Source organism: Flavobacterium potami (genome assembly GCF_020026915.1).
In the GTDB taxonomy this organism is placed as follows: Bacteria; Bacteroidota; Bacteroidia; order Flavobacteriales; family Flavobacteriaceae; genus Flavobacterium; species Flavobacterium potami.
In genome coordinates this window covers 564,881-586,538 of record NZ_JAINUY010000003.1, presented here as the reverse complement: position 1 = coordinate 586,538, position 21,658 = coordinate 564,881, and the positions used below count along the sequence as shown (strand labels likewise).

Below are 21,658 nucleotides of genomic sequence, written 5' to 3'. Positions count from 1 at the left end.
AAAAACTCATATCCTTAATGCGAAACCGCTTTTAAACCAATAATAGAACCAACCAAAGTCGCTAAGAAGAACAATCTCCAAAATGCTGCTGGTTCTTTAAAAACAAAGATTCCGACAAGAACAGTTCCAACCGCTCCAATTCCCGTCCAAACCGCATAAGCTGTTCCTAACGGAAGCGTTTCAGTAGCTTTCATAAGTAAAAGCATACTTACAGTTAAGGAAATAAAAAATCCAATATACCAATAATACATTTCAGTTCCGGTTGTTGCTTTTGCCTTTCCTAGACAAGATGCAAAGGCTACTTCGAATAAGCCCGCGATGATTAGAATAATCCAGTTCATATAGTAAAAAATTTGTGGTGCAAAGTTCTTTTATGGAATGCAGAAAAAATTTAACAAATGATAAAAAATGAAATTATTTTAATTCATTAAAGTGAAATAAAATTAAGCAGTTGCATTAAATAAATAAAATCTAATCTGCTAAAATCTGTGTAAATCTGCGTGAAATACTTTGTGCATATAGATTTTTTCATGCAGATTTTAAAAGATTAAAGTAGATTGGTTCAGATTTATATTAATGATTAGAATTGGAAAAAATCGTGATATTCTTTATTTTAATTCCGCGCGAATCCTGCTTAAACTAACTTGTGTAATTCCTAAATAAGAAGCTATATGTCCTAATTGCACTCTTTTAATAAGTTCAGGATGATCTTTCATTAATTCCAAATAACGTTCAGAAGCATTTTTAAATTGTCTGGAAATCAAACGTTCTTCGGTTTTAATCAATTCTTTTTCAGCAAATTTTCTTCCCCAATTGGCAATGTGGACATCTTCGTTGAATAGTTTTCTTAGATTCTTGGTTTTGAGTTCGTATAATTCGCAGTCTTCCAAAAGTTCAATGTTTTCATATCCTGGCTCGTCTTCGACATAACTTTTCATGGAAATGATTGTTTCGCCTTCTTTCCCAAACCAAAACGTAACTTCATTATCTCTTTCTACGAAAGCTCTAACTAATCCTTTTTTTATAAAATAAATATTCGATTCTATTTTATTGGCTTTTAGTAAAATATGTCCTTTCGGGAAAGCAATTTCGGAAACATTATTTTGCAGTTCCAATTTGGACTGTTCAGGAAGTTGGTATATGAGATCAAGAATTTTGGAAATATCCATCAATGGAATTTTAGTATTTTAGAATAAAGGTAAAAAGTAAACTGGAAATGCGAATTGTTTTTACAAAAAAATCCCATTTCATACGAAATGGGATTTAAAATTACCTCTGCGATGAGCTAAAAAACAGAAATAATTTTGACCAATATATAAACACTAATTAATTACGCCACCTAAAGCTTTATACAATAAAACTTGAGAGTTTGCATTTCGCAATTGAATGTCAACAAAATCAAGTTCTGCCTGCAATTTATTTTGTTGTGCACTAATGATTTCCAAGTAATTGGCATAACCACTTAAATACAAATCATTTGAAACGTTTACTGCAATCTCAAGATGATCAATTTCATTCATTTTGTATTTTAAAACATCTTCGTAAGCTTCATTTCTGCGTAATAATGCACTCAATTCATTAAAAGCTGTTGTAACCGTATTTTGATATTGAAGAAATGAAATCTCCTGTCTTCTGTTCGAAACATAAAATTCCTGCTTAATCTGACCTTTATTGAAAACAGGCGCTGTTAACCCGCCTAAAATCTGCCATGCAAAAGAACCGGCATCAAAAAGGGTATTGAAAGAAAACGAATTAAATCCGGCATAACCTCCTAAATTTACCGTTGGGAAAAAGGCTGCACGAGCTGATTTTGCATCGGCATTACTCGCTAACAATTCGAAATAAGCTTCAGAAACATCTGGTCTTTTGTGAATGATAGAATCCACACTGATTTTTTGGTTTAAAACTTCTAAATGTCCTGATAAGAAATCGTTGCTTCTTTCTATTTTTCCGCCGTATTCCCCTAAAAGAGTTAATAATGCTTTTTCAGTTTGATCGATGCTTAATTTCAGTTCTGAAGCTTCGGCATGAATGTTACTATTTTGCGCATTAAATTGTTGCACAGCCAATTCTGTAGCTTTTCCAACCGATCTTTGAGCCGAAACGATATCTAAAGCTCTTTCTTGGGTTTTTAAGTTGTCATCGTAAATTTTAGCTTGTTTGTCTAGAGCGATAAGTTTAAAGTACAAATCGGCAACGTCACCCAAAAGTCTTGTTTGCAATAAACGCATTCCTTGTTGAGATGCGAAAAAACGTTGTTGAGCCGCTTTTTTACGATTGCTTAATTTTCCCCAAATATCGGCTTCCCAAGATACTTTTCCACCTAAAAATAGGTTAGGGGTAAGGTCTTCATTGATTCTTTGTCTTTCTGAAATATTCTGAGAAAAATTAGTATCAAAGTTACCAACGCCATCCATTGTATATTTTCCGTAATGTGTTCCAGAAGCGTCTGCAACAAGATCTAAAGAAGGAAGAAGTGCCAGTTTAGCGACTTTTAAATGCGAATTAGCAATTAAAATTCTTTCCTGCATAATTAAATAATCAGGATTTTTGGTCACCGCTTTTTTTAGTAATTCCTCTAATTTAGGATCTTTAAAAAAGGTTTCTGTTTTTAATGGAATAAAATCATCTTTAGCAACTTCTTTTCGCTGTGCATCAAAATTTTCTGGAAGTTTTGCGGCATCTAATTTACTGCTGACTTTTGGTGCAGAACAAGCAGTCAAAAGTAAAATTCCCGTTATAACAACGGCACTCTTGGTTGTCCTTAGAAACTGTACATCAGCATTTTTATATTGATTTAATATATCTTTCATTGTTTTAATTTATTTTGTTCAATCCTTTGTCTGTTTTTTTTAACACATAGAAACATAGGTTTTTCTTCTCTAAAAAGGGAATGGAAAGAAACTAGTTTCTAACACATAGCGATACTTATAACTTCTCATTCGCCTAAAGCTTCAACTTTGTTTTTTGAAGATTACCGTTCAGCTATGTTTATTTAAATGAAGTGAAACGCCTTTTTTAGCTTCCCAAATCCTATGATTCTATGTGTTTAAAAAAATTATACATTAAGATTTGCTTACTCGTTTTTCTAATTTTGCAAACAGTATATAAAGCCCTGGAATAATTAGAAGACCAAATACGGTTCCTATCAACATTCCACCCGCAGCTGCCGTACCAATCGAACGGTTACCAATTGCACCCGCTCCAGAAGCGATACACAACGGAATCAATCCTGAAATAAAGGCAAAAGAGGTCATCAAAATAGGACGGAAACGAAGTCTGGCTCCTTCAATAGCGGCTTCGACAATATCGCGTCCGAGTTTGTTCTGCGCCATCGCGAATTCTACAATCAGAATGGCGTTTTTGGCGAGCAGACCAATCAGCATGACGAGCGCTACTTGTGCGTAAATGTTATTGTCTAATCCAACCATTACAAGTGCGATGTACGAACCGAAAACTCCAACAGGTAAACTCAGTAATACTGGAAACGGAAGCAATAAACTTTCGTATTGCGCTGCCAATAATAAGTATACGAAAAGGATACAAAGCGCAAAAATGTAAATGGTTTGGTTTCCTGAAAGAATCTCCTCACGTGTCATTCCAGACCATTCTAATTCGAAACGGCTTGGCAGTTTTTCAGCTGCAATTCTTTCAACGGCTGCAATGGCATCTCCAGAACTGTAGCCTTCAGCAGGTTCACCATTAATCATTGCAGACATGTACATGTTGTAACGTGTTAAAACCTCAGGTCCGTAAACTCTTTCTAATTTGACGAAAGTAGAAAACGGAACCATTTCACCTTTATCATTCTTCAAATACATATCCAGAATACTTTCCGGATTTTGACGGAATTGCGGACTTGCCTGAACCATTACTTTATACATTTGAGAAAAACGTATAAAATTGGTTGCATAAAAAGAACCCAACATCGTTTGTAAAGTCGACATCGCATTATCTACCGAAATTCCTTTTTTGGCCGCCAAATCATAATCGATATGAATCATATACTGAGGGAAAGTGGCATCAAAACTGGAGAATGAGTTCTGAATTTCTGGCGAAGCATTTAATTCTTGAATAAATTCTTTGGTTACTTTGTCAGTATTGGTAATACTTCCTCCAGATTTATCTAATAAACGAAGCTCAAAACCACTTGTGTTACCAAATCCAGGAACGGTTGGCGGTGCAAAAATTTCGATTTGAGCATCAGAAATTCCCTTTGTTTTTTCGGTAAGTTCTGCCATGAATTCGGTAACCGAAATATCACGTTCGCTCCAATCTTTTAAGTTGATCATTCCCATACCGTACGAAGCTCCTGCAATTTCAGTAACAATACTGTATCCAGCAAGTGTTGTTACGTTGTCGACACCTTTAATTTCTTTTGCAATTCGAGTTACTTCGTCTAGAGCTTTTTCTGTACGTTCTACAGTTGCTCCTTGTGGTGTGGTAACACTTACGTAAACCATACCTTGATCCTCAGTCGGGATAAATCCTGAGGCTAAGAATTTAGTTGTTCCCCAAGTTAGAATACAAAATAACACTAATAAACCAATTGTAACGGTGTTGCGATCTGCAAATTTCACCAGTACTTTGATGTATTTTGAAGTAATATTATCAAACCAATTGTTGAATCTATGGAAGAAACGATCCAAAAGCGATTTTTTCTCTTTATTAGGATCATGCGCTTTCAGCATAATAGCACAAAGGGCAGGAGTAAGGGTAAGAGCATTAACACCAGAAATTACAATACTAATGGCCATTGTCAATGAGAATTGTCGGTAGAAAACCCCAACCGGACCACTCAAGAAAGCAACCGGAATAAACACGGCAGCCATTACAATCGTAATCGCGATAACGGCACCTGTAATTTCTTTCATGGCGCTGATTGTCGCGTCCATTGGCGACATATGTTCTTCGGAGATTTTTACGTGGACGGCCTCGACGACGACAATCGCATTATCGACCACAATTCCGATAGAAAGTACTAATGCAAAAAGTGTCAATAAGTTAATCGAGAATCCCATCATCGACATAAAGGTAAATGCACCAATAAGTGCGACAGGAACAGCTAATACCGGAATTAAAGTTGATCTCCAATCCTGAAGGAAAAGGAAAACTACAAATGCCACTAAAATAAAGGCTTCAACTAAAGTTCTTAATACTTCGTGAATAGAAGCATCAAGGAAACGAGAAACGTCGTAAGCAATGTTGAATTCCATTCCTGGAGGAAAAGAAGAACCTTTCAACTCTGCCATTTTTTCCTTAACACTTGCAATTACTTCCGATGCATTGGAACCAGGACGCTGTTTCAACATGATGGATGCAGAAGGTTTTCCGTCGGTTTTAGAAACCATTCCGTAACTCATGGCGCCAAATTCGATTTTCGAAATGTCTTTTAATCTTAAAATCGTTCCGTCAGCGTTGGCTCTTAATGCAATTTCTTCATATTGATTCGGTTCGAAGAACTTTCCACCATATTTAATTACATATTGCAATTGATTGTTCATTTGTCCAGAACCTTCACCTACTTTACCTGGAGCGGCAGAAATGTTTTGTTTTTGAAGTGAAGCAATAACTTCATTTGCCGAAATATTATACGAGAGCATCTTTTCTGGATCCAGCCAGACACGCATCGAATATTCTTTTTGTCCCATGATTTCGGCACGTCCCACACCATCAATACGTTTTAATTCCTGAAGAATATTAATATCCGTAAAGTTGAAGATAAACTGCTCATCCTGTGTTTTGTCGGTACTGGTAATGTTCAAGTACATCAACATACTGTTTACCTCTTTTTCGGTTGTAACTCCGGCACGAATTACCTCTTCTGGAAGTTCGTCCAGAATCGTGGTAACCCTGTTCTGCACGTTTACGGCAGCCAGATCGGGATCGGTTCCCACTTCAAAGAAAACCTGAATTAAAGTTAAACCATCATTAGAAGTTACGGTCGACATGTAGGTCATTCCGGGAACTCCGTTTATGGCTCTTTCGAGCGGAAGGGCGACGGCATTGGCAGAAACCTCTGCGTTTGCTCCTGTATATTTTGCTGTAACGGTTACAGACGGTGGTACAATATCTGGGAATTGGGTAATGGGAAGCTGAAACAACGCCAGCAATCCCAGAAGGACTATCATAACCGAGATGATTAAAGACAATATTTTCCTTCTGATAAATAACTCTATCATTTTATTTTTTTTAGATCAATAATTAAATAACTGTTTTACAGGTCGATAATCTACATTTGTTTCATGTTGATTTTATCTCCGTCTCTCAATGATTGTGTACCTTCTTCTACAATCAGGTCGTTGCTTTTTAGACCTTCATTTAGAATGTAAACATCATCTAGAGTACTTTCAATTGTAACATTAGTCATTTTAACTACTCCATCTTTTTTTACCACAAAAACATATTGTTTGTCCTGAATAGAAAAAACAGCCTTTTGCGGAATTAATATCGCCTTGGTTTTTGGTTCTGAAATAATTAATTTTCCAGAAGTTCCGTGTTTGATAAAACCTTGCGGATTGTGAAATTTTGCTTTGTATTGAATAGAACCGGTTTCTCTGTCAATTTCTCCATCAGCAGTTCTTAGTTCGCCTTTTTGTCCATAAACTTGGCCGTTTGGCAATATTAGTTTGATTTCTCCTTGTTTTTCCAAACTTTTATTTTCCATCATTTGGAAATACGTATTCTCTGGAATAGAGAAATAAGCGTAAACATCATCTAGTTGAGAAACAGTTGTTAACAACGAACCGTTTTCGATCAAACTTCCTTCTTTAAACGGAATTCTATCGACCGTTCCGTCAAAAGGCGCGCGAATTGTAGTAAAAGTAATTTGCTGGTCTATTGCTTTCTTTTCTGCAGCAGCGTGAGCCAATTTTGCAGAAGCGGCTTCATGTTTTGCTTTAGATAATTCTAATTCTTTGTCTGCAATTACTTTTTTATTGAAAAGCGTTTGCGCTTGTTCCAATTCAACGGTAGCAATTCTTAAATCAGCATTGGCACTTTTGTAAACTGCTTGAGCTTTAAGTAATTGAATTTGAAGTTCTACATCACTTATTTTAAAAAGGATTTGCCCTTTTTTTACTTTTTGTCCTTCACTTACGTAAACTTTGTCTAGTAAACCAGGAATACGAACATGAATTTCTACGTTGTTTTTTGCGTGTACATCGGCAACAAATTTGCTCGAAACAATAGTGTCTTTTAATGTGATTTTATAAACAGGAACTGTTTTTATATTATTAGAGTTCTTTTTGGATTTATCTCCGCACGAGACTAAAACGAATAAAGCCAAAGTGCATATAAGGAATGGATTTTTATAAATGCTCATCATTAGGTGTTTAATTTTGAATAAAAGATATGCTTCCTAATACAGAATATAAGGAAGTATGAATTTGGATTTTAGGTGTAATAATGCTCAGAGACTTCGATTGAAGTTCTGCAGTCTGGGATTTTTTTATATAAATATTTAGCTCAAAATACCAGGTGAAAGTACATGAGGAACTGCTTCAGAAAACTTCTGAATGCTAATTTTTATATAAAAACAACTTGAGTTTAAAGACTAGAAAAGTTGGTACAAATGAAGATGAGGATGTCTTTCGATGTGGTATATTGAAGCTATACCATATATTAAAGTCTCTTTGTGTAGTTTGAAGTTGACTAAATTGCTGAAATATGGAGCTTTGATCGTACTTTGTTCTAAAGTAGTCGCTCTGCATTTCATTTTCTTTTTGAGCTTATAATGAACTTCTAGATTTTTAGAAGAAGAAAAGTCAGTCGAGAAAATCTGTGTATCGTCTGCTGCAACACTATCTAAGGTAATGCAATTGCTGATGTTATACATCGGCACGTACGTTTCGGTACCTCTAAAAAAAGAGAGTAGCGAGAGTAAAACGATATATATGAACTTTACAGGTTTCATTTACAGCACAGCAGATTACGTAATTTTATTCCTTAAAAAAACGGATTTAAATTGTTTATAGTGCGCCAAATATAGTAATTTGAAAAGAAAGGTTTCTTAAATTTATTCTAAAAACTATGAAAATTAAGAATTTGATAATAAATGAAGTCGGCTTTTATGAAATTAATTTTTACCGTTATTAATTTTTAAAATTTATATTTCTACATTTATAATTCATTAAAAATCAATCTGAATTTTTACATTGAAAATTTAAATTATGAAAGGTAATGTATTTAAGTTATTCATTTTCTTTATAGTAGTTTTTGGATTTGTTTTTAGCAATGTATTTATAAAATCACGTAAAGAATATACTAAGAGTTATGATTTTATTATTAGTCGTATTGAATCGGATGCCAAAGGTTATTTAACATTTTACGATAGTCTCAATACTGGATATTCTTTTACAAGTTTTAGATTTAATGAATTTGATAAACAAGGATTTTTGGCTGGAGATAAAGTTTTTAAGGATAAATTTTCAAAAAATGTAAATATCAGCAGAAAGAAAGGAAACGAATATAAAATCTTTTTCACTCAAGAAGCTAACGGAATGATTCCTTTTTGTTTGTATGCGTATTGAAATAAATTGTTATCCCATTTTTATAAAAATAATTAAAAGAACTCGATATGTCAAATCAATTCGAACACGTAATAGAAAAAGCGTACAATGCTTTTAACGAAAGAAACATAGACAATTGTTTATCAACCATGCAGGAGGATGTACAATGGTCTAAAGCTTGGGAAGGCGGTTACATTAGCGGTCACGACGAAATTCGCCAGTATTGGACAAGACAATGGTCGGAAATTAATCCGAAAGTAAAACCGGTTGGTTTTGATGAAAGGGAAAATGGCAGCTTAGAAGTAAAAGTGCATCAAAGTGTAAAAGATCTTCAAGGTAATTTAATGTTTGACGGATTCGTAAAACATGTTTATACTTTTGAAAATGGATTAATTAAAACAATGGATATTGAGTTAATGGAGAATTAATGAAAATATCATAACGTTTAAATTCTGCTTGAACTATTTAAGTTTTTTATATTTGCGTTTTAAGAATAAATAAATGGAAATGTCTTGTGTTTCCTGAATAAAAAGAATACCACGTGAATTATTTAAAACTTCTAAGCATAAAATTACTAATGCTTTTACCTGTGATTAGTTTCAGTCAAAATTTAGAAAAAGCAATAAAAGAAAATACTGGAAAACGAATTGATACTTTAGTTCATTTCAAAACAGATTCTCCTTACAATTATATGCCCGTAACAATTATTTCGGGAAAAGAAAAAGGGCCCGTTTTTACGATTGTGGCGGGAATTCATGGTTTTGAATATCCACCAATTTCGGCCGTTCAGGAATTAATTAAAGAGATTGATCCGAATAATTTGAAAGGAACTTTAGTGGTTATTCCGATTGCTAATGTGGGTTCGTTTTATAAAAGAACACCTTTTGTAAATCCGTTAGATAATAAAAATCTAAATAATGCTTTTCCAGGTTCAAAATCAGGAACAATTACAGAACAAATTGCAAATTATATAACCAAAGAGATTATTCCAAATTCAGATGTTTTTCTCGATGTTCATGCGGGAGATGCCAATGAAGATTTGCTTCCTTTTGTTTGTTATTACAACAATACTTCAGAAGAAAAGAATACCGAATTAAGTGCTAAACTTTCAGAGATTTCCGGAATTAATCATATTGTTTCTTATCCATACACAATTACGAAAACAGAACCCGCAAAATATGCTTTTAAACAAGCTTCTCAAAACGGAAAAACTGCCTTGAGTATCGAAGCAGGAAAACTAGGAAATGTGCAAACAGAATCGGTTCATTTAATTAAAAAAGCAGTTTATAATATGTTGAATTATATGGATATATATGCTAAAGGAACAACTCCAACAAAAAATCCTTCTGCGGTTTATCTAAAAAATCAGGAATATGTAAAAGCGGAATTTAGTGGAGTTTTTCACAGCAATTTGAAAAGCGGAGATTACATTAAAAAAGAAGATAAAATCGGATTTATTTCAGATGAATTTGGTACTGTTTTAAATGAAATAAAAGCACCTGCAACCGGTGTTGTTTTGTATAAAATTGGAACGCCGCCGGTGAATAAAGGAGAAACTGTTTTTTGTATTGGGTTTTAAGCTCTTAACAGCTAAATAAAATAATGAGTCTTAATTTGAAAATATATTTGTCGCTACTATTTTTTGGTTTATTAATAATAAGCTGTGATCATAAGCGCACAACAAATGAAGATGTTCTATTTATAGTAGAAGATTTTAATGCAGTTAAGGATTCTGTTTTAAAGATAAAGTTAGTTAACAACTCGGATCGAAATTATTATATAACGTTAGATACAACTAGAACGTACAATTACTCAGGATTTAATGAGGGACTTAATAGTAGTATAATTTTAAAGCCTTTTATTTACAATCAAGACGAGCCTGTACCATTACGTGGAGAAAGTTTTGTAAATAAAACGACCGCTCCAAGAAAAGACGGTTGCATTGAAAGTGAGGTAGTTAAGTCTAATCGCTTTTATAAAGATTATATCACTTTAAAAAATGCGATACTTTTAAAGAGTAATAGTTCGAAGATTTTAACAATTCCATTTTCTTTAAAATTTAAAACATGTTTTTCATCTTATCACTATGATTTAAAGAGACAAAAAAACAATGAATTTATATTGGAATATAAAATGTCACAAAAAACTTTAGAAAGTCACGTAGATCCTAAGACTCGTGATTCTTTGATAAAGAAAGGATATTATCCTTATTATGATGCTATAGTTTCAAATGAAGCCAATATAGTTTTTGAATAAGTATTTTTTTACTAATTGAATCTGGTTAGCACATCAAAAAAAATCTACAAGAGAAAAACAAAGAAAAAAGGTCTACACTTTTCAGCATAAACCTTAAATTTTTATATTGGTAAAAAACAATTTCTTAGTTTGTTCCCGCAGCAACTTTATCAACCAAAAACAATAATTCACCAGAAACTGGTTTAATCAATTGCATTGGATACAAAGTCGGATTATATGCTCCAGTTGTAACTTCTTTTAAAGCATGAATTTTTTTCTCCCCAAAAGCTACAACCACAATTTTTTCTGCTTTATTGATTAATGGCGCCGTAAGCGTAATGCGATACATTTTTTGGGGAGCTAAATAATAAGCGTCAACCCATTTGGTTTGCTCTTCTAAAACCGCTTCGCCTGGGAAAAGAGAAGCCGTGTGACCGTCGTCTCCCATCCCTAATAAAATCAGGTCAAATTTTCCTTCTTCACCCAAAACAGTTTTGATAGATTGCTCGTAAGTTGCAGCATATTCTTCGGGAGTAACGCCATCTTTGTACATTTCAAAAATGTTTTCTTGCGGAATAGGAACGTGGCTCAACAAAGTTGAATAAGACATTTTTGCATTACTCAAATCATCATTAAGAGGAACCCATCTTTCATCACCCCAAAAAATATAAACTTTACTCCAGTCGATTTTGTTTTTGTAAGCATCAGAAGCTAACAATTTGTAAATTCCTGCAGGAGAAGAACCTCCTGTAAGAACAGCTGTAAATTTGCCTTTTGCTGCAATTGCTTTTTCTGCAGAGGCAACAAAAAGATCTGCCGCTGTAGTATTAATTTCTTCTGTGTTATTATAAATCTGTATCATTTAAAACTTCTTCTTTTGTTTGTGTATTCGGAATCCATTTGTGGCCTTGGCGCGCTAACAATTCGTCAGCTTCTTCTGGTCCCCAGCTTCCTGCTTTGTAATTTGGGAAATTAGTTGGAGCAGTCGTTTTCCAAACCTGTTGAATGGTATCAATTGCATCCCAAGCTTCTTCTACCTGATCCCAACGCATAAATAGGGTAGGATCTCCTAATAGTGCATCTGCAATCAATGTTTCATAAGCTTCTGGAGACATTGTTGAACAAGCAAAATAATCAAAAACCATTTCAGCAGGTCTTAAAGACATTGATAAACCTGGTTTTTTGGTCATAAATTGCAGTTTAATATCCATTGAAGGTTGAATATTGATGATCAATCTGTTTGGTGTGCTGCCTTCTTTTCCATAAGAAAACGAAGAATGCGGAACCGGTTTAAACTGAATGATGATAGAAGATTGTTTTTCTTCCATTCTTTTTCCTGAACGCAAGTAGAACGGAATTCCCTGCCATCTCCAGTTGTCCAGATAAATCTTCATTGCTACATACGTTTCGGTATTAGAATCTGGTGCAATTCCCTTATCCTGACGATAACCCGGAACCGGAACACCTTTGATTTCTCCAGCATCGTACTGACCTCTTACAATATAATGATCCACTTCATCCGGTTTGATACGACGAATTGATTTTAGAACATCTGCTTTACGATTACGAATATCATCAGCGTTTAAAGAAGCAGGCGCTTCCATAGCTGTCATACATAAAATCTGAAGCAAGTGGTTCTGAATCATATCTTTTAAAGCACCGACACCTTCATAGAATCCGCCTCGTTCTTCAACTCCGACTTCTTCTGCAACGGTAATTTGTACGAAATCAATAAAATTACGGCTCCATAAAGGCTCAAACATTGAATTTCCAAAACGGAAAGCCAAAATATTTTGAACGGTTTCTTTTCCTAAATAGTGATCGATTCTATAAATCTGCTCTTCTTTGAAAGTCTGCGAAAGCATTTCGTTCAATTCAATGGCAGAGGCTTTATCATAACCAAAAGGCTTTTCGATAATAATACGATCTTGCTTCGGATTAGCCGCCAATCCGATTTTCTTGATATTGCTCGAAATTGTCGAAATGAAAGAAGGTGTAATCGAAAGATAGAAAAGACGATTAGAACGTTCGCCAAAAGCCAAATCAAAATTGTTGATTTTCTCGTTTAATCCAATATAAGATTCTTCCTTGTCAATATCAAGACTGTGGTAAGTGATGTGCGAAAGAAACTTTTCTGTTTCTGGATCATTGCTTCCTTTTCTTCTAGAAAAAAGATCTAAATTTTCAGCCACATAGCTGCGGAAATCTTCATTGGTTTTTTCAGCTCTACCAAGAGCGATAATCTGAAACTTTTCAGACATACGTCCGTCAAGGTACAGATTTTGAAATGCGGGAAAGAGCTTTCTCTTTGCCAAATCTCCGGTTCCTCCAAAAATTACTATAATTGTTGGATTCTTTAGTTTATTTTTAGTCATTGTGTGGTTTAGTTGTGTTGCTTTAAATGTTTATTCAGCCCATTGTGTATGGAAAACGCCTTCTTTATCGATACGCTCGTAAGTATGCGCACCGAAATAATCACGTTGTGCCTGAATTAAATTGGTTGGAAGATTAGCAGAACGGTAAGCATCAAAATAAGATAACGAGTTCATTAATCCTGAAACTGGTAATCCTTTTTGAACTGCAAACTGTATAACCGCTCTCATTCCTGATTGGTTTTCTACTAATTTTGAAGCAATTCCGCCATCCAAAAGTAAGTTTGGCAAATCTGCTTTTGCAACGTATGCTTTTCTGAAATCTTCTAAAATTGTCGCACGAATGATACATCCTCCGCGCCAGATTTTAGCAACAGTTTCGAGATTTAATCCGTAGTTGTATTCTTTAGAAGCGGTGTGAAGTTGCGCTAAACCTTGAGCATACGTCACCACGATAGAAAAATACATAGCCGATTTTAAAGAAGAAATAGCTTCACTTTGAGAAACATTGGTTTCACCAGCGTTCCAAACTAATTTTTTAGCGGCTTCAATTCTTTCCGGTTTGGTTTTAGACATATCGCGCATGTTTACTGCAGCGTCGATTGTTGGAACTGGAACTTGTAGATCCATTGCGTTTTGCGAAGTCCATTTTCCTGTACCTTTAGATCTTGCCCAATCCGAGATTTTGTTGATTAATTGCGTTCCATCTTCATCTTTTTGTTTTAAGATGTTTCCAGTAATTTCAATTAAATACGATCTTAAATCATCGGTTTGATTCCATTCAGCGAAGGTTTTCTGAATCGTTTCATCATCCAAGTTATAACCTCTTTTCATTAAGTCATAAACTTCAGAAATCAACTGCATGATTCCGTATTCAATTCCGTTGTGAACCATTTTTACATAGTTTCCAGCAGAACCGTTTCCTAAATATTCTACACAAGGTTCGCCGTCAACTTTTGCAGCAATTGCTTCAAAAATAGGGCGAAGTCTTTCATATGCTTTTTGATCACCGCCCGGCATCATTGCTGGGCCTAAACGAGCTCCTTTTTCACCACCAGAAATTCCCATTCCAAAAAAGTGGATTCCTTTTTCAGATAATTCTAAAAATCTTCTGTCAGTATCGGTAAAGTAAGTATTTCCACCGTCGATGATGATATCTCCTTTATCTAAATGAGGAAGTAAACTAGCAATTGCGCTGTCAACTGGTTTTCCCGCAGGAACCAATAACATAATCGCTCTTGGTTGTTGAATAAGCTCAACAAAATGTTTTACATCTGTAGTAGCTTCAATTGTTTGGTTTGCATCGGCTTCTTGCTGAAGAGAATTGACTTTTTCTGTATCTAAATCTAAACCTGCAGCCGCGAAGTTATGGCTTGCAATATTTAAAAGTAAGTTTCGGCCCATTACACCTAATCCTACAATTCCAAAATCAAATTTGTTCATAGTTTTCAATTAACTAAATTATTAGAAGAATGTTTGACCGCAAAAAGTAAGAGAAAAAACAGTAACGTTTTTTTATTCAGTGTTTTGCAGAAAAACAAAGTTTATTTTAACCTTACATTTCAAAATGTAGAGTGCTAAGTTAGAGAAAAATGCTGAAAAAGGAGGAGTAAAATCGTTCACTTTTGGTCTTTATTGTGATACTTTTATATGTGTAAAAAACACATTTATTGTTGTCGTTTTGAGCCGTTTATACTACTAAATCGTTGTAATAGGGGAGTTTTTTGATTTTGAGTTTACGAGATCGCTTTTAAATGAAATTTTAAGATTTGTCAAATTTCCAAATAGGACAAACTTGATTCAATTATTAGCAACGGCTATGTGTTCAAAACTAGTTTCTAAACTCTATTTATTTAAAGAAAAAAAATCTATGTTTCTATGTGTTTCAAAAAAGTTAAGGATAAATCATCAAAAACATAAAAGCAAATAGATTGACCAAAAGTACCACACCATAAACAATATTCGATTTGCCTTTGCTTAAAGACAACATTACTGTAAAAACAGACAACGCCAATAAAACAATAGATTTAATATCGAGTCCCAAAACAATTGGCATGTTCATTATAATACAAACCGCCGCCACACTCGGAATTGTCAACCCGATACTGGCAAGGGCAGAACCTAAAGCCAAATTTAAACTCGTCTGCAGTCTGTTTTTTCTGGCTGCGATAATGGCTGCGATAGCTTCAGGCAATAAAATGATAATCGCAATGATGACTCCAACAAGAGATTTAGGAAGATTATAACCTATAATGATGGTTTCAATAGTCGGTGAAAGTGTTTTGGCTAATAAAACTACAATTCCTAGACTTACTAAAAGAAAAACCAGACTGGTATAAAATGTTTTATTATTGATTTCAATTGGATGTGTTTTAGTTTCGTCTTCATTACTGCCGTTAGTTAGAAAATATTGACGATATCCTTTGGTTTGTGCGAATAAAAAAGAAGAATAAATAACGACACAAGCTATAGAAGCAAAGATTAATTGTGGAGTTGAATAATACGATCCATGTACGCTTTCTGTAAATGTTGGAAAAACCAGCGTAAATACAATAATTGAGATTAACGAAACCAAACCAATCGTTACAGAAGAAGTCGAAAAATTTTGTTCGTAATGTTTGATGCTTCCAATAAGAAGGCACAAACCGATAATTCCGTTTAGAATCAGCATGGTTGCGGCGTATACGGTATCTCTGGCTAAAGAAGCTGCTTCAGAACCTTCAGAAAGCATTAAAGAAATGATGATGGAAACTTCAATGACAGTTATAGAAATGGCCAAAATAATAGTTCCGTAAGGTTCTCCAACACGTTCTGCAATGATTTCAGAATGATGCACTGCCGACATGACACTTAGAATAAGTAAAATACTGGCAACAATCTGAAAAATACTGCTGTTGTCTACCAATCCGCTAAAGAAAAGTACCCAAGATAGAATCGGAATAATGATGGTCCATTGTAATAGTTGCTTCATTCTGTAGTTTTTAAATTGACAATAATCGTCGACAGGGCCAACAGCGTCGACTTTTAATATTTCTGTAAGGTAAGGCTTTTATGGCTTAATAACATTCAAAAAAGATCTTTTTAAGCGCTTTTTAAGTTTATGCAACTGTTTTGGTTGCGAAATGTTTTTCCTAAATTTGATAAAAATGGATTTTTTCTATAGAATGCTGAAACATTTTAGCCAATAAATTAAAACATAAAATCATGTGGAATAACACAAAAGTAACTCAATTACTGGGTATCGATTATCCAATACTGCAAGGACCTTTTGGCGGAAATCTTTCTTCGGTCGAACTTACAGCGACCGTTTCTAATGCTGGCGGATTGGGCGGTTACGGAGCTTACACAATGACTCCGCAGGAAATTGCAGCCGTAGACAAACAGATAAAAGCAGCCACCAATAAACCTTACAATATCAATTTATGGGTTTCGGATCATGATATTCCACAATCTGGATTGACAGATGAACATTTTGAGCGTACAAAAGCATTGTTTAAACCGTATTTTGATGAAGCTGGAATTCCGTTACCAGAAAAACCGGCTTCGTTTCAATCTAGATTCGAAAACCAATTGGATGTTGTATTAGACATTCGTCCGAAAGTATTCAGTTTTATGTTCGGAACACTTTCGGAAGATGTTATGGAACAATGTCGCAAACTAGGAATTGCAACAGTTGGCGCCGCGACGACTTTAGACGAAGCCATTTTTCTCGAAAATTCTGGAGTAGATATGATTATAGCTTCCGGTTTCGAAGCAGGCGGTCATCGTCCTTCTTTTTTAACAGATGCAGAATCATCCTTAACCGGAACTTTCGTTTTATTACAGCTTATTCGTGAAAAAGTAAAAGTCCCAATTATTGCCGCTGGCGGAATCGCAACGGGAAAAGGTATTGCAGCAGCATTGACGCTAGGAGCAGACGCCGCACAAATCGGAACAGCATTTCTAGCCACCGATGAATCCAATGCCTTGCCCATACATAGAGAAATGTTGTTTTCGGATGCAGCAAAATACACAACCTTATCGCGTGCGTACACAGGAAGACTAGGACGTGGATTAACGCGTCGACTGGCAACAGATTTAATTGCAAAAGAAGCCGATTTTCTACCATTTCCATTGCAGACGACTTTTATTTCGTCATTAAGAAAAGCCGCAATCGAACAGCAAAAATGGGATATGATCTTGTTTTGGGGCGGACAAATCGCTCCAATTTTGAAACACAGAAAAGCAACAGTTTTAATGCATTCTCTAGTTGAAGAAACAACAGCATATTTTGATGCTTTAAAAGGCTAAAAGGAGATTTAAATAAAAAACAAAAGCGATCCGTTTAAGATCGCTTTTTTTAGTTTCAAATTAGTTTATTTTGAAAAAAAACATCATTTGGGAATGATAAATACAACATGCTCCAAAAACTACTCCATCTGCATTTACTCCATTCCTTTATGCTGTTTTGTATATGTACGATAAGTTGGATGTTGCGGATTTTATTTTTTATGAAAAAGATGATAATTATTTTGATTCTAAATAATTCTATGTTCGTAAAGTAACTTTTTCAAAGTCTTCTAAAAAAGTTTCCTGTTTGAGTTGATAAGGCAAAGGTGTAGGGAAGGTGTTTGTTGATTACATTAATGATTTTTTGTGGTTGTAAAATTTATTTATAATTGTTGAATTTGGGGAATTGTTTTGCAATGAAATAAAAAAGCGCAAACTCTAAGGAGATGCACTCTAATGCTTTTTAATTATAAGATCTAATTATTATTTTAAGTCTTCAAAGAGAAAGTTTCCATCAATTATTTCTTGTATTTCTAATATGCTATTGATTTTAAAGTTTCTAATTTTTCCTTTTCTTAATAAACAATTTGTTTTTACTATTATTTCAACATTATCATCTGTAAAAATTTTTTTCGGTAATCTATTATCAGGAATTATTTCTCCTTCTAAATAAATATATATACTGCCATCATCTTCGTAATTATATTTAACAAAAGCAATATCATCAACGGTCCATGAATTTAAATTTGTATATGTTTCTTTAAATTTTTTAAAATCCTTTATGTAAATAAAAAGATCTGAAATTTTTATAATTCTTTTTGTTATGTTGCTATAAGCATCTTTATATCTTATAAAATAATAAGAATCAATAATAAATCTACAATCAGTTGTCTTTAATCTAAATCCTCTTGAATTATAATCGGGATATTTTTTTCCAAAAACATCCTTTTCATTTTTTTTAGTGAATGAATCATCTATTGTAATTGAAGACTTGTTTTGGCTTATATAATCAAAATAATTCATTTGATAAAAGTAATGCTTGTATAATACAGCTTCGGAACGTCCAAGTGTATGAGATATTCTAATATCTCGTCCTTCTAAATTAAAACATTTATTTACTGGCAATATAGGCAAATTGAAAAAAGAGTTGTCCTCTATTGAATTAACTATATCTGATAATAAATCTGCATTCAATAATATATCTTGCGTGTCATTAACACGATACAAAGTTTCAATTGAAAGAAAATTTTCCGAAAATGATTTTGTATTTGAATTATACCATTTGCACTTTAATTCTATAAGTGGAATTCCTGTTTTTTCGCAAAACTTATTTTTATCATCTTGGAATTTGAAACCAATAATAGTCATTAAAGGAGGAAGAAATTCTAAGTGATTTGTTTCAGCTAATTCTCCATTTTCTTTTGTACGATTAATTTTGGTTTTAAACAATTCTAAATCTACACTTTTTAAAATTGCCTTTTTGTTTAAATGATTTTCATTAATTAATTTTTCGTAATTTTTACTTATAAGTTCTTTTTTTAAATCAATTAATTCTTTTTTTAAATCAAAATCATCAAGAATTTTATGATTTAGGGCAGAAAAAGATAGCTTGTTTGCTAAATTACTATTTATCCACTTATCAGTAAATTTTCCATCTCGTGAGTTATAGTATGTACAATGAAGTTGTTGTCCTATATCACGACCAGTTTCCTTGTCATGGGACTTTTCTTTTGTTTCCTTAATCACCATTATAGGCGAAGTGTAATCAGAGTAAGCAGAAAGTTTAATGTTTGTAAATTCTCTAACAAATGGGTGTGTTTTGAAAACTATAAGGTCTCCAATTTTAAATTCAGACATTGGTTAATTTTATTTTTGGTTAAGATGCCAATATATGAATTTTAATGTTAAATTTGGAAAGAATCTGTGTGAAGAGTAAATTACAGCTGTGTGGATCAGAAAACAAAATTATATTTTGTTTTACTCATGTATATAAAGATACTTGAGGAGAGAAGATTTAATAATCTTGGAGCTGTTCATCAATGAAGCTGTTCCCATTAGAAGAATAAGTCCATCAATAAATATGCCAATTATGTCATGCGTCACGCAGGATTTAAGTAAGGGCAATATTAATGTAGTTGAGTTCATAATTCTTTTGTATTTAATCATAATACCAATGACTCAGTAATTGGGTACCGATCCAACTCATTTATGAGGTATGTAATTTTTTAAACGTTATTGCTGATCGCAGATTCTTCTTTAGAATTTTTATTATGGATAAACCAAATTGGTTAAAAGAAAAAGGATATTTACACTTATCACCATCATTAGAAATTGGAAATGATTGGCAAAATATTGAAAAGAGAATTACTAATAAGAAGTATATTGAAAATTATGCATTTTATCCGCTAATTCACACTATCCTTTCGGATAGAAAATTCAAAAAAGGAGATTTACAAAAGTTTACTACTCATAAAAGAAAGCATACTCATTATCGTAAAAATACTTTGCATCCAGTTAGAAATTCCAAAGAGAGACCATTGCATTATGCCAGTCATATGGATGCTTTGGTTTATGGATATTATGCTGATATCTTAAAAAATAAGTATGAAAAACTTCTTAAGAAGGAACCTCTACAAGATGAAGCGATCATTGCTTATCGTAAAATAGAAACACTTGAAAATTCAGGTATTGGTAAATCTAATATTCATTTTGCTAGAGAATGTTTTGATGAAATTAAAAATAGAACCCAAAATAATGAAGAGACAGCTGTTTTAGCAATTGACTTGAAAAGTTTTTTCTCAACTTTAGATCATAAAATTTTAAAGAAACAATGGGCAAAAGTTTTAGATGAATGCGATCATATACCTAAAGATCATTACAATGTATTCAAAGCCTGTACAAAATTTAAGTATGTACTTTTAGATGATTTACGTATAAGGAAAAATAAAAATGGCAGAAAATCTCCTTTTGACGAATCTAAATTAGCTGATATTCGAAAAACGAAAGGCTTTAGGTGCTTTTTTGAATCTAATGAAGATTTTAGACAACATATAAAGGAGGGAAAATTACCAATTTATTCAAACCCTTTTTCGAAAAAATTAGATAGCGGAAAAAGAGTAAACTATGGTATTCCTCAAGGTTTGCCTATTAGTGCGGTCTTGGCAAATCTTTATCTCTTTGATTTTGATTTAGAAATCGTAAATCAGTGGGTGAAAACTCATAATGTATACTATAGAAGATATTCAGATGATATATTTATTATTTGTGACAAAAAGCTTTGTGATGATATTGAAAATTATATTTATTCTTTAATAAAACAGTATGAGATAAAAATAAGTACTGATAAAACTGAAAAATTTGTTTTTAGAAATATAACTCATAAAAATGATAGCAGATTAGAATGTTTTAGAATTTTAAAAGATGGCAAAGAAATTTCTTCTGCTATGTCATATTTAGGATTTGAATTTAGAGGTTATCATACTGGAATAAAATCTACCAATCTTGCTAAATATTATCGAAAAATTATATCTACTGTTAAAAGGAAAAGTAGAAGAACTTTAAAGTTAATTGAAAAAAATCCAAATACTAGAAAGGCAATTTTTAAAAATCAAGTCAAGAAAATTTATAATCTTCCTGTAAAGTTTAAGGATGGAGATCTTACAGAAAAAAGAATAAAGAAAAAGATGAGATATAATCTTGTTTTAAACGATAGAGGGTTTTATGAGTTTAAGTTTAGTGAGCGAAAGAATAAAAAACAAGCAAATTATCATAGTTATATTAAACGTTGTTGTGCTGAGTTTAAAACAGATTCTTTTGACAAGCAAATAAAGAAAAGTAGAAATGTTGCTTTTCTTGCTATCAAAAAGTATTTGTCATAAAAACTAGATAGTATCATTTAGATACTATCTAGTTAACTATTAGTATTTGCTGTTTTTCCAATTTTCTTTAATCCATTCTTTTATATTTTTTTGACTTCTTTTGTCACTTGGAACTTCGTTTCTAAGCATTTTTTCAACTTTTATAGCTGATTGTTTTTGTTTTAATCCATATATTTCACAAAATTTATTTACGAAATATAACACTTCATAGCCTTCTTTACGACTAAGTAAAGTGCTGTCAGGTTCACAAGAAACTGTAGGATCATCTCCTTTTATTGCTGTCCATGAATAGTCAGTGTAATGTAATTCAGTTCTTGTTATAACTCCCATATTTTTAAAATTAAGTTAATATTATTTAAGTCATTAATAATAGAATTTTGTTTTATGATTTCTA

The 21,658-nt window shown here is 33.1% G+C and carries 18 protein-coding genes; 6 read left to right on the top strand and 12 right to left on the bottom strand.

Features of this window, described 5'->3' with window-relative positions:
• Positions 1–14: 14 nt before the first annotated feature.
• The 6 genes from K6T82_RS12080 to K6T82_RS12055 all read right to left on the bottom strand — a co-directional run bounded on the left by K6T82_RS12080 (position 15) and on the right by K6T82_RS12055 (position 7,915).
• Positions 15–341: a DMT family transporter gene (locus K6T82_RS12080; protein WP_223706127.1), complete on the bottom strand. Its 327-nt coding sequence runs from the start codon at positions 339–341 to the stop codon at positions 15–17.
• Between the two features lie 267 nt (positions 342–608).
• Positions 609–1,169 (bottom strand): Crp/Fnr family transcriptional regulator, encoded by a 561-nt coding sequence (locus K6T82_RS12075; protein WP_223706126.1) that lies wholly within the window; start codon positions 1,167–1,169, stop codon positions 609–611.
• A 153-nt stretch (positions 1,170–1,322) separates the two neighbouring features.
• Positions 1,323–2,813 carry a TolC family protein gene (locus tag K6T82_RS12070; RefSeq protein WP_223706125.1) on the bottom strand — a complete coding sequence of 497 codons (1,491 nt, stop codon included), beginning with the start codon at positions 2,811–2,813 and terminating at the stop codon, positions 1,323–1,325.
• A gap of 252 nt (positions 2,814–3,065) precedes the next feature.
• Positions 3,066–6,182, bottom strand: a complete 3,117-nt coding sequence (locus K6T82_RS12065; protein WP_223706124.1) for an efflux RND transporter permease subunit — start codon at positions 6,180–6,182, stop codon at positions 3,066–3,068.
• A gap of 50 nt (positions 6,183–6,232) precedes the next feature.
• Complete coding sequence (locus tag K6T82_RS12060; protein WP_223706123.1) at positions 6,233–7,327, bottom strand: efflux RND transporter periplasmic adaptor subunit; 1,095 nt, start codon at positions 7,325–7,327, stop codon at positions 6,233–6,235.
• Between the two features lie 228 nt (positions 7,328–7,555).
• Entirely contained in the window at positions 7,556–7,915 is a 360-nt protein-coding gene (locus K6T82_RS12055) for a hypothetical protein (protein ID WP_223706122.1), read from the bottom strand.
• 256 nt (positions 7,916–8,171) lie between these two features.
• On the opposite strand from K6T82_RS12055, the gene K6T82_RS12050 reads away from it, so the two are divergent.
• The 4 genes from K6T82_RS12050 (at position 8,172) to K6T82_RS12035 (ending at position 10,766) form a co-directional block, all read left to right on the top strand.
• The gene (locus tag K6T82_RS12050) at positions 8,172–8,531 is read left to right on the top strand and encodes a hypothetical protein (protein WP_223706121.1); all 360 of its coding nucleotides are present in this window, start codon (positions 8,172–8,174) and stop codon (positions 8,529–8,531) included.
• A gap of 47 nt (positions 8,532–8,578) precedes the next feature.
• The gene (locus tag K6T82_RS12045) at positions 8,579–8,938 is read left to right on the top strand and encodes a nuclear transport factor 2 family protein (RefSeq protein WP_223706120.1); all 360 of its coding nucleotides are present in this window, start codon (positions 8,579–8,581) and stop codon (positions 8,936–8,938) included.
• Positions 8,939–9,051: 113 nt separating this feature from the next.
• A complete protein-coding gene (locus K6T82_RS12040) occupies positions 9,052–10,089 on the top strand; it encodes a succinylglutamate desuccinylase/aspartoacylase family protein (protein WP_223706119.1) in 1,038 nt (345 codons plus the stop codon).
• Positions 10,090–10,112: 23 nt separating this feature from the next.
• Positions 10,113–10,766: a hypothetical protein gene (locus K6T82_RS12035; protein ID WP_223706118.1), complete on the top strand. Its 654-nt coding sequence runs from the start codon at positions 10,113–10,115 to the stop codon at positions 10,764–10,766.
• A 124-nt stretch (positions 10,767–10,890) separates the two neighbouring features.
• On the opposite strand, the gene pgl is transcribed toward K6T82_RS12035, so the two are convergent.
• From pgl to K6T82_RS12015, 4 genes are all read right to left on the bottom strand, one after another.
• The gene (gene pgl, locus K6T82_RS12030; protein ID WP_223706117.1) at positions 10,891–11,607 is read right to left on the bottom strand and encodes a 6-phosphogluconolactonase; all 717 of its coding nucleotides are present in this window, start codon (positions 11,605–11,607) and stop codon (positions 10,891–10,893) included.
• Complete coding sequence (gene zwf, locus K6T82_RS12025; protein WP_223706116.1) at positions 11,591–13,120, bottom strand: glucose-6-phosphate dehydrogenase; 1,530 nt, start codon at positions 13,118–13,120, stop codon at positions 11,591–11,593. The genes pgl and zwf overlap by 17 nt, the downstream gene beginning before the upstream one ends.
• Before the next feature lie 30 nt (positions 13,121–13,150).
• Complete coding sequence (gene gndA, locus K6T82_RS12020; protein WP_223706115.1) at positions 13,151–14,560, bottom strand: NADP-dependent phosphogluconate dehydrogenase; 1,410 nt, start codon at positions 14,558–14,560, stop codon at positions 13,151–13,153.
• Positions 14,561–15,011: 451 nt separating this feature from the next.
• Entirely contained in the window at positions 15,012–16,088 is a 1,077-nt protein-coding gene (locus tag K6T82_RS12015; protein ID WP_223706114.1) for a calcium:cation antiporter, read from the bottom strand.
• Positions 16,089–16,321: 233 nt separating this feature from the next.
• Here K6T82_RS12015 and K6T82_RS12010 point away from each other — a divergent pair, with 233 nt between their 5' ends.
• Positions 16,322–17,407 carry an NAD(P)H-dependent flavin oxidoreductase gene (locus tag K6T82_RS12010; protein WP_223706113.1) on the top strand — a complete coding sequence of 362 codons (1,086 nt, stop codon included), beginning with the start codon at positions 16,322–16,324 and terminating at the stop codon, positions 17,405–17,407.
• A 462-nt stretch (positions 17,408–17,869) separates the two neighbouring features.
• Here K6T82_RS12010 and K6T82_RS12005 read toward each other — a convergent pair whose 3' ends face one another.
• On the bottom strand, positions 17,870–19,243 hold the full coding sequence (locus tag K6T82_RS12005; protein ID WP_223706112.1) for a hypothetical protein: 1,374 nt from the start codon (positions 19,241–19,243) through the stop codon (positions 17,870–17,872).
• Positions 19,244–19,656: 413 nt separating this feature from the next.
• Here K6T82_RS12005 and K6T82_RS12000 point away from each other — a divergent pair, with 413 nt between their 5' ends.
• Positions 19,657–21,264: a reverse transcriptase domain-containing protein gene (locus tag K6T82_RS12000; RefSeq protein WP_223706111.1), complete on the top strand. Its 1,608-nt coding sequence runs from the start codon at positions 19,657–19,659 to the stop codon at positions 21,262–21,264.
• 39 nt (positions 21,265–21,303) lie between these two features.
• On the opposite strand, the gene K6T82_RS11995 is transcribed toward K6T82_RS12000, so the two are convergent.
• Positions 21,304–21,594, bottom strand: coding sequence for a hypothetical protein (locus K6T82_RS11995; RefSeq protein ID WP_223706110.1), 291 nt, complete (start codon positions 21,592–21,594; stop codon positions 21,304–21,306).
• Between the last annotated feature and the right edge of the window lie 64 nt (positions 21,595–21,658).

Bases quoted from the DNA above. Each gene is read 5' to 3' on its own strand.
- K6T82_RS12080 (WP_223706127.1), bottom strand. From the start codon at position 341: ATGAACTGGATTATTCTAATCATCGCGGGCTTATTCGAAGTAGCCTTT.
- K6T82_RS12075 (WP_223706126.1), bottom strand. From the start codon at position 1,169: ATGGATATTTCCAAAATTCTTGATCTCATATACCAACTTCCTGAACAG.
- K6T82_RS12070 (WP_223706125.1), bottom strand. From the start codon at position 2,813: ATGAAAGATATATTAAATCAATATAAAAATGCTGATGTACAGTTTCTA.
- K6T82_RS12065 (WP_223706124.1), bottom strand. From the start codon at position 6,182: ATGATAGAGTTATTTATCAGAAGGAAAATATTGTCTTTAATCATCTCG.
- K6T82_RS12060 (WP_223706123.1), bottom strand. From the start codon at position 7,327: ATGATGAGCATTTATAAAAATCCATTCCTTATATGCACTTTGGCTTTA.
- K6T82_RS12055 (WP_223706122.1), bottom strand. From the start codon at position 7,915: ATGAAACCTGTAAAGTTCATATATATCGTTTTACTCTCGCTACTCTCT.
- K6T82_RS12050 (WP_223706121.1), top strand. From the start codon at position 8,172: ATGAAAGGTAATGTATTTAAGTTATTCATTTTCTTTATAGTAGTTTTT.
- K6T82_RS12045 (WP_223706120.1), top strand. From the start codon at position 8,579: ATGTCAAATCAATTCGAACACGTAATAGAAAAAGCGTACAATGCTTTT.
- K6T82_RS12035 (WP_223706118.1), top strand. From the start codon at position 10,113: ATGAGTCTTAATTTGAAAATATATTTGTCGCTACTATTTTTTGGTTTA.
- pgl (WP_223706117.1), bottom strand. From the start codon at position 11,607: ATGATACAGATTTATAATAACACAGAAGAAATTAATACTACAGCGGCA.
- zwf (WP_223706116.1), bottom strand. From the start codon at position 13,120: ATGACTAAAAATAAACTAAAGAATCCAACAATTATAGTAATTTTTGGA.
- gndA (WP_223706115.1), bottom strand. From the start codon at position 14,560: ATGAACAAATTTGATTTTGGAATTGTAGGATTAGGTGTAATGGGCCGA.
- K6T82_RS12015 (WP_223706114.1), bottom strand. From the start codon at position 16,088: ATGAAGCAACTATTACAATGGACCATCATTATTCCGATTCTATCTTGG.
- K6T82_RS12010 (WP_223706113.1), top strand. From the start codon at position 16,322: ATGTGGAATAACACAAAAGTAACTCAATTACTGGGTATCGATTATCCA.
- K6T82_RS12005 (WP_223706112.1), bottom strand. From the start codon at position 19,243: ATGTCTGAATTTAAAATTGGAGACCTTATAGTTTTCAAAACACACCCA.
- K6T82_RS12000 (WP_223706111.1), top strand. From the start codon at position 19,657: ATGGATAAACCAAATTGGTTAAAAGAAAAAGGATATTTACACTTATCA.
- K6T82_RS11995 (WP_223706110.1), bottom strand. From the start codon at position 21,594: ATGGGAGTTATAACAAGAACTGAATTACATTACACTGACTATTCATGG.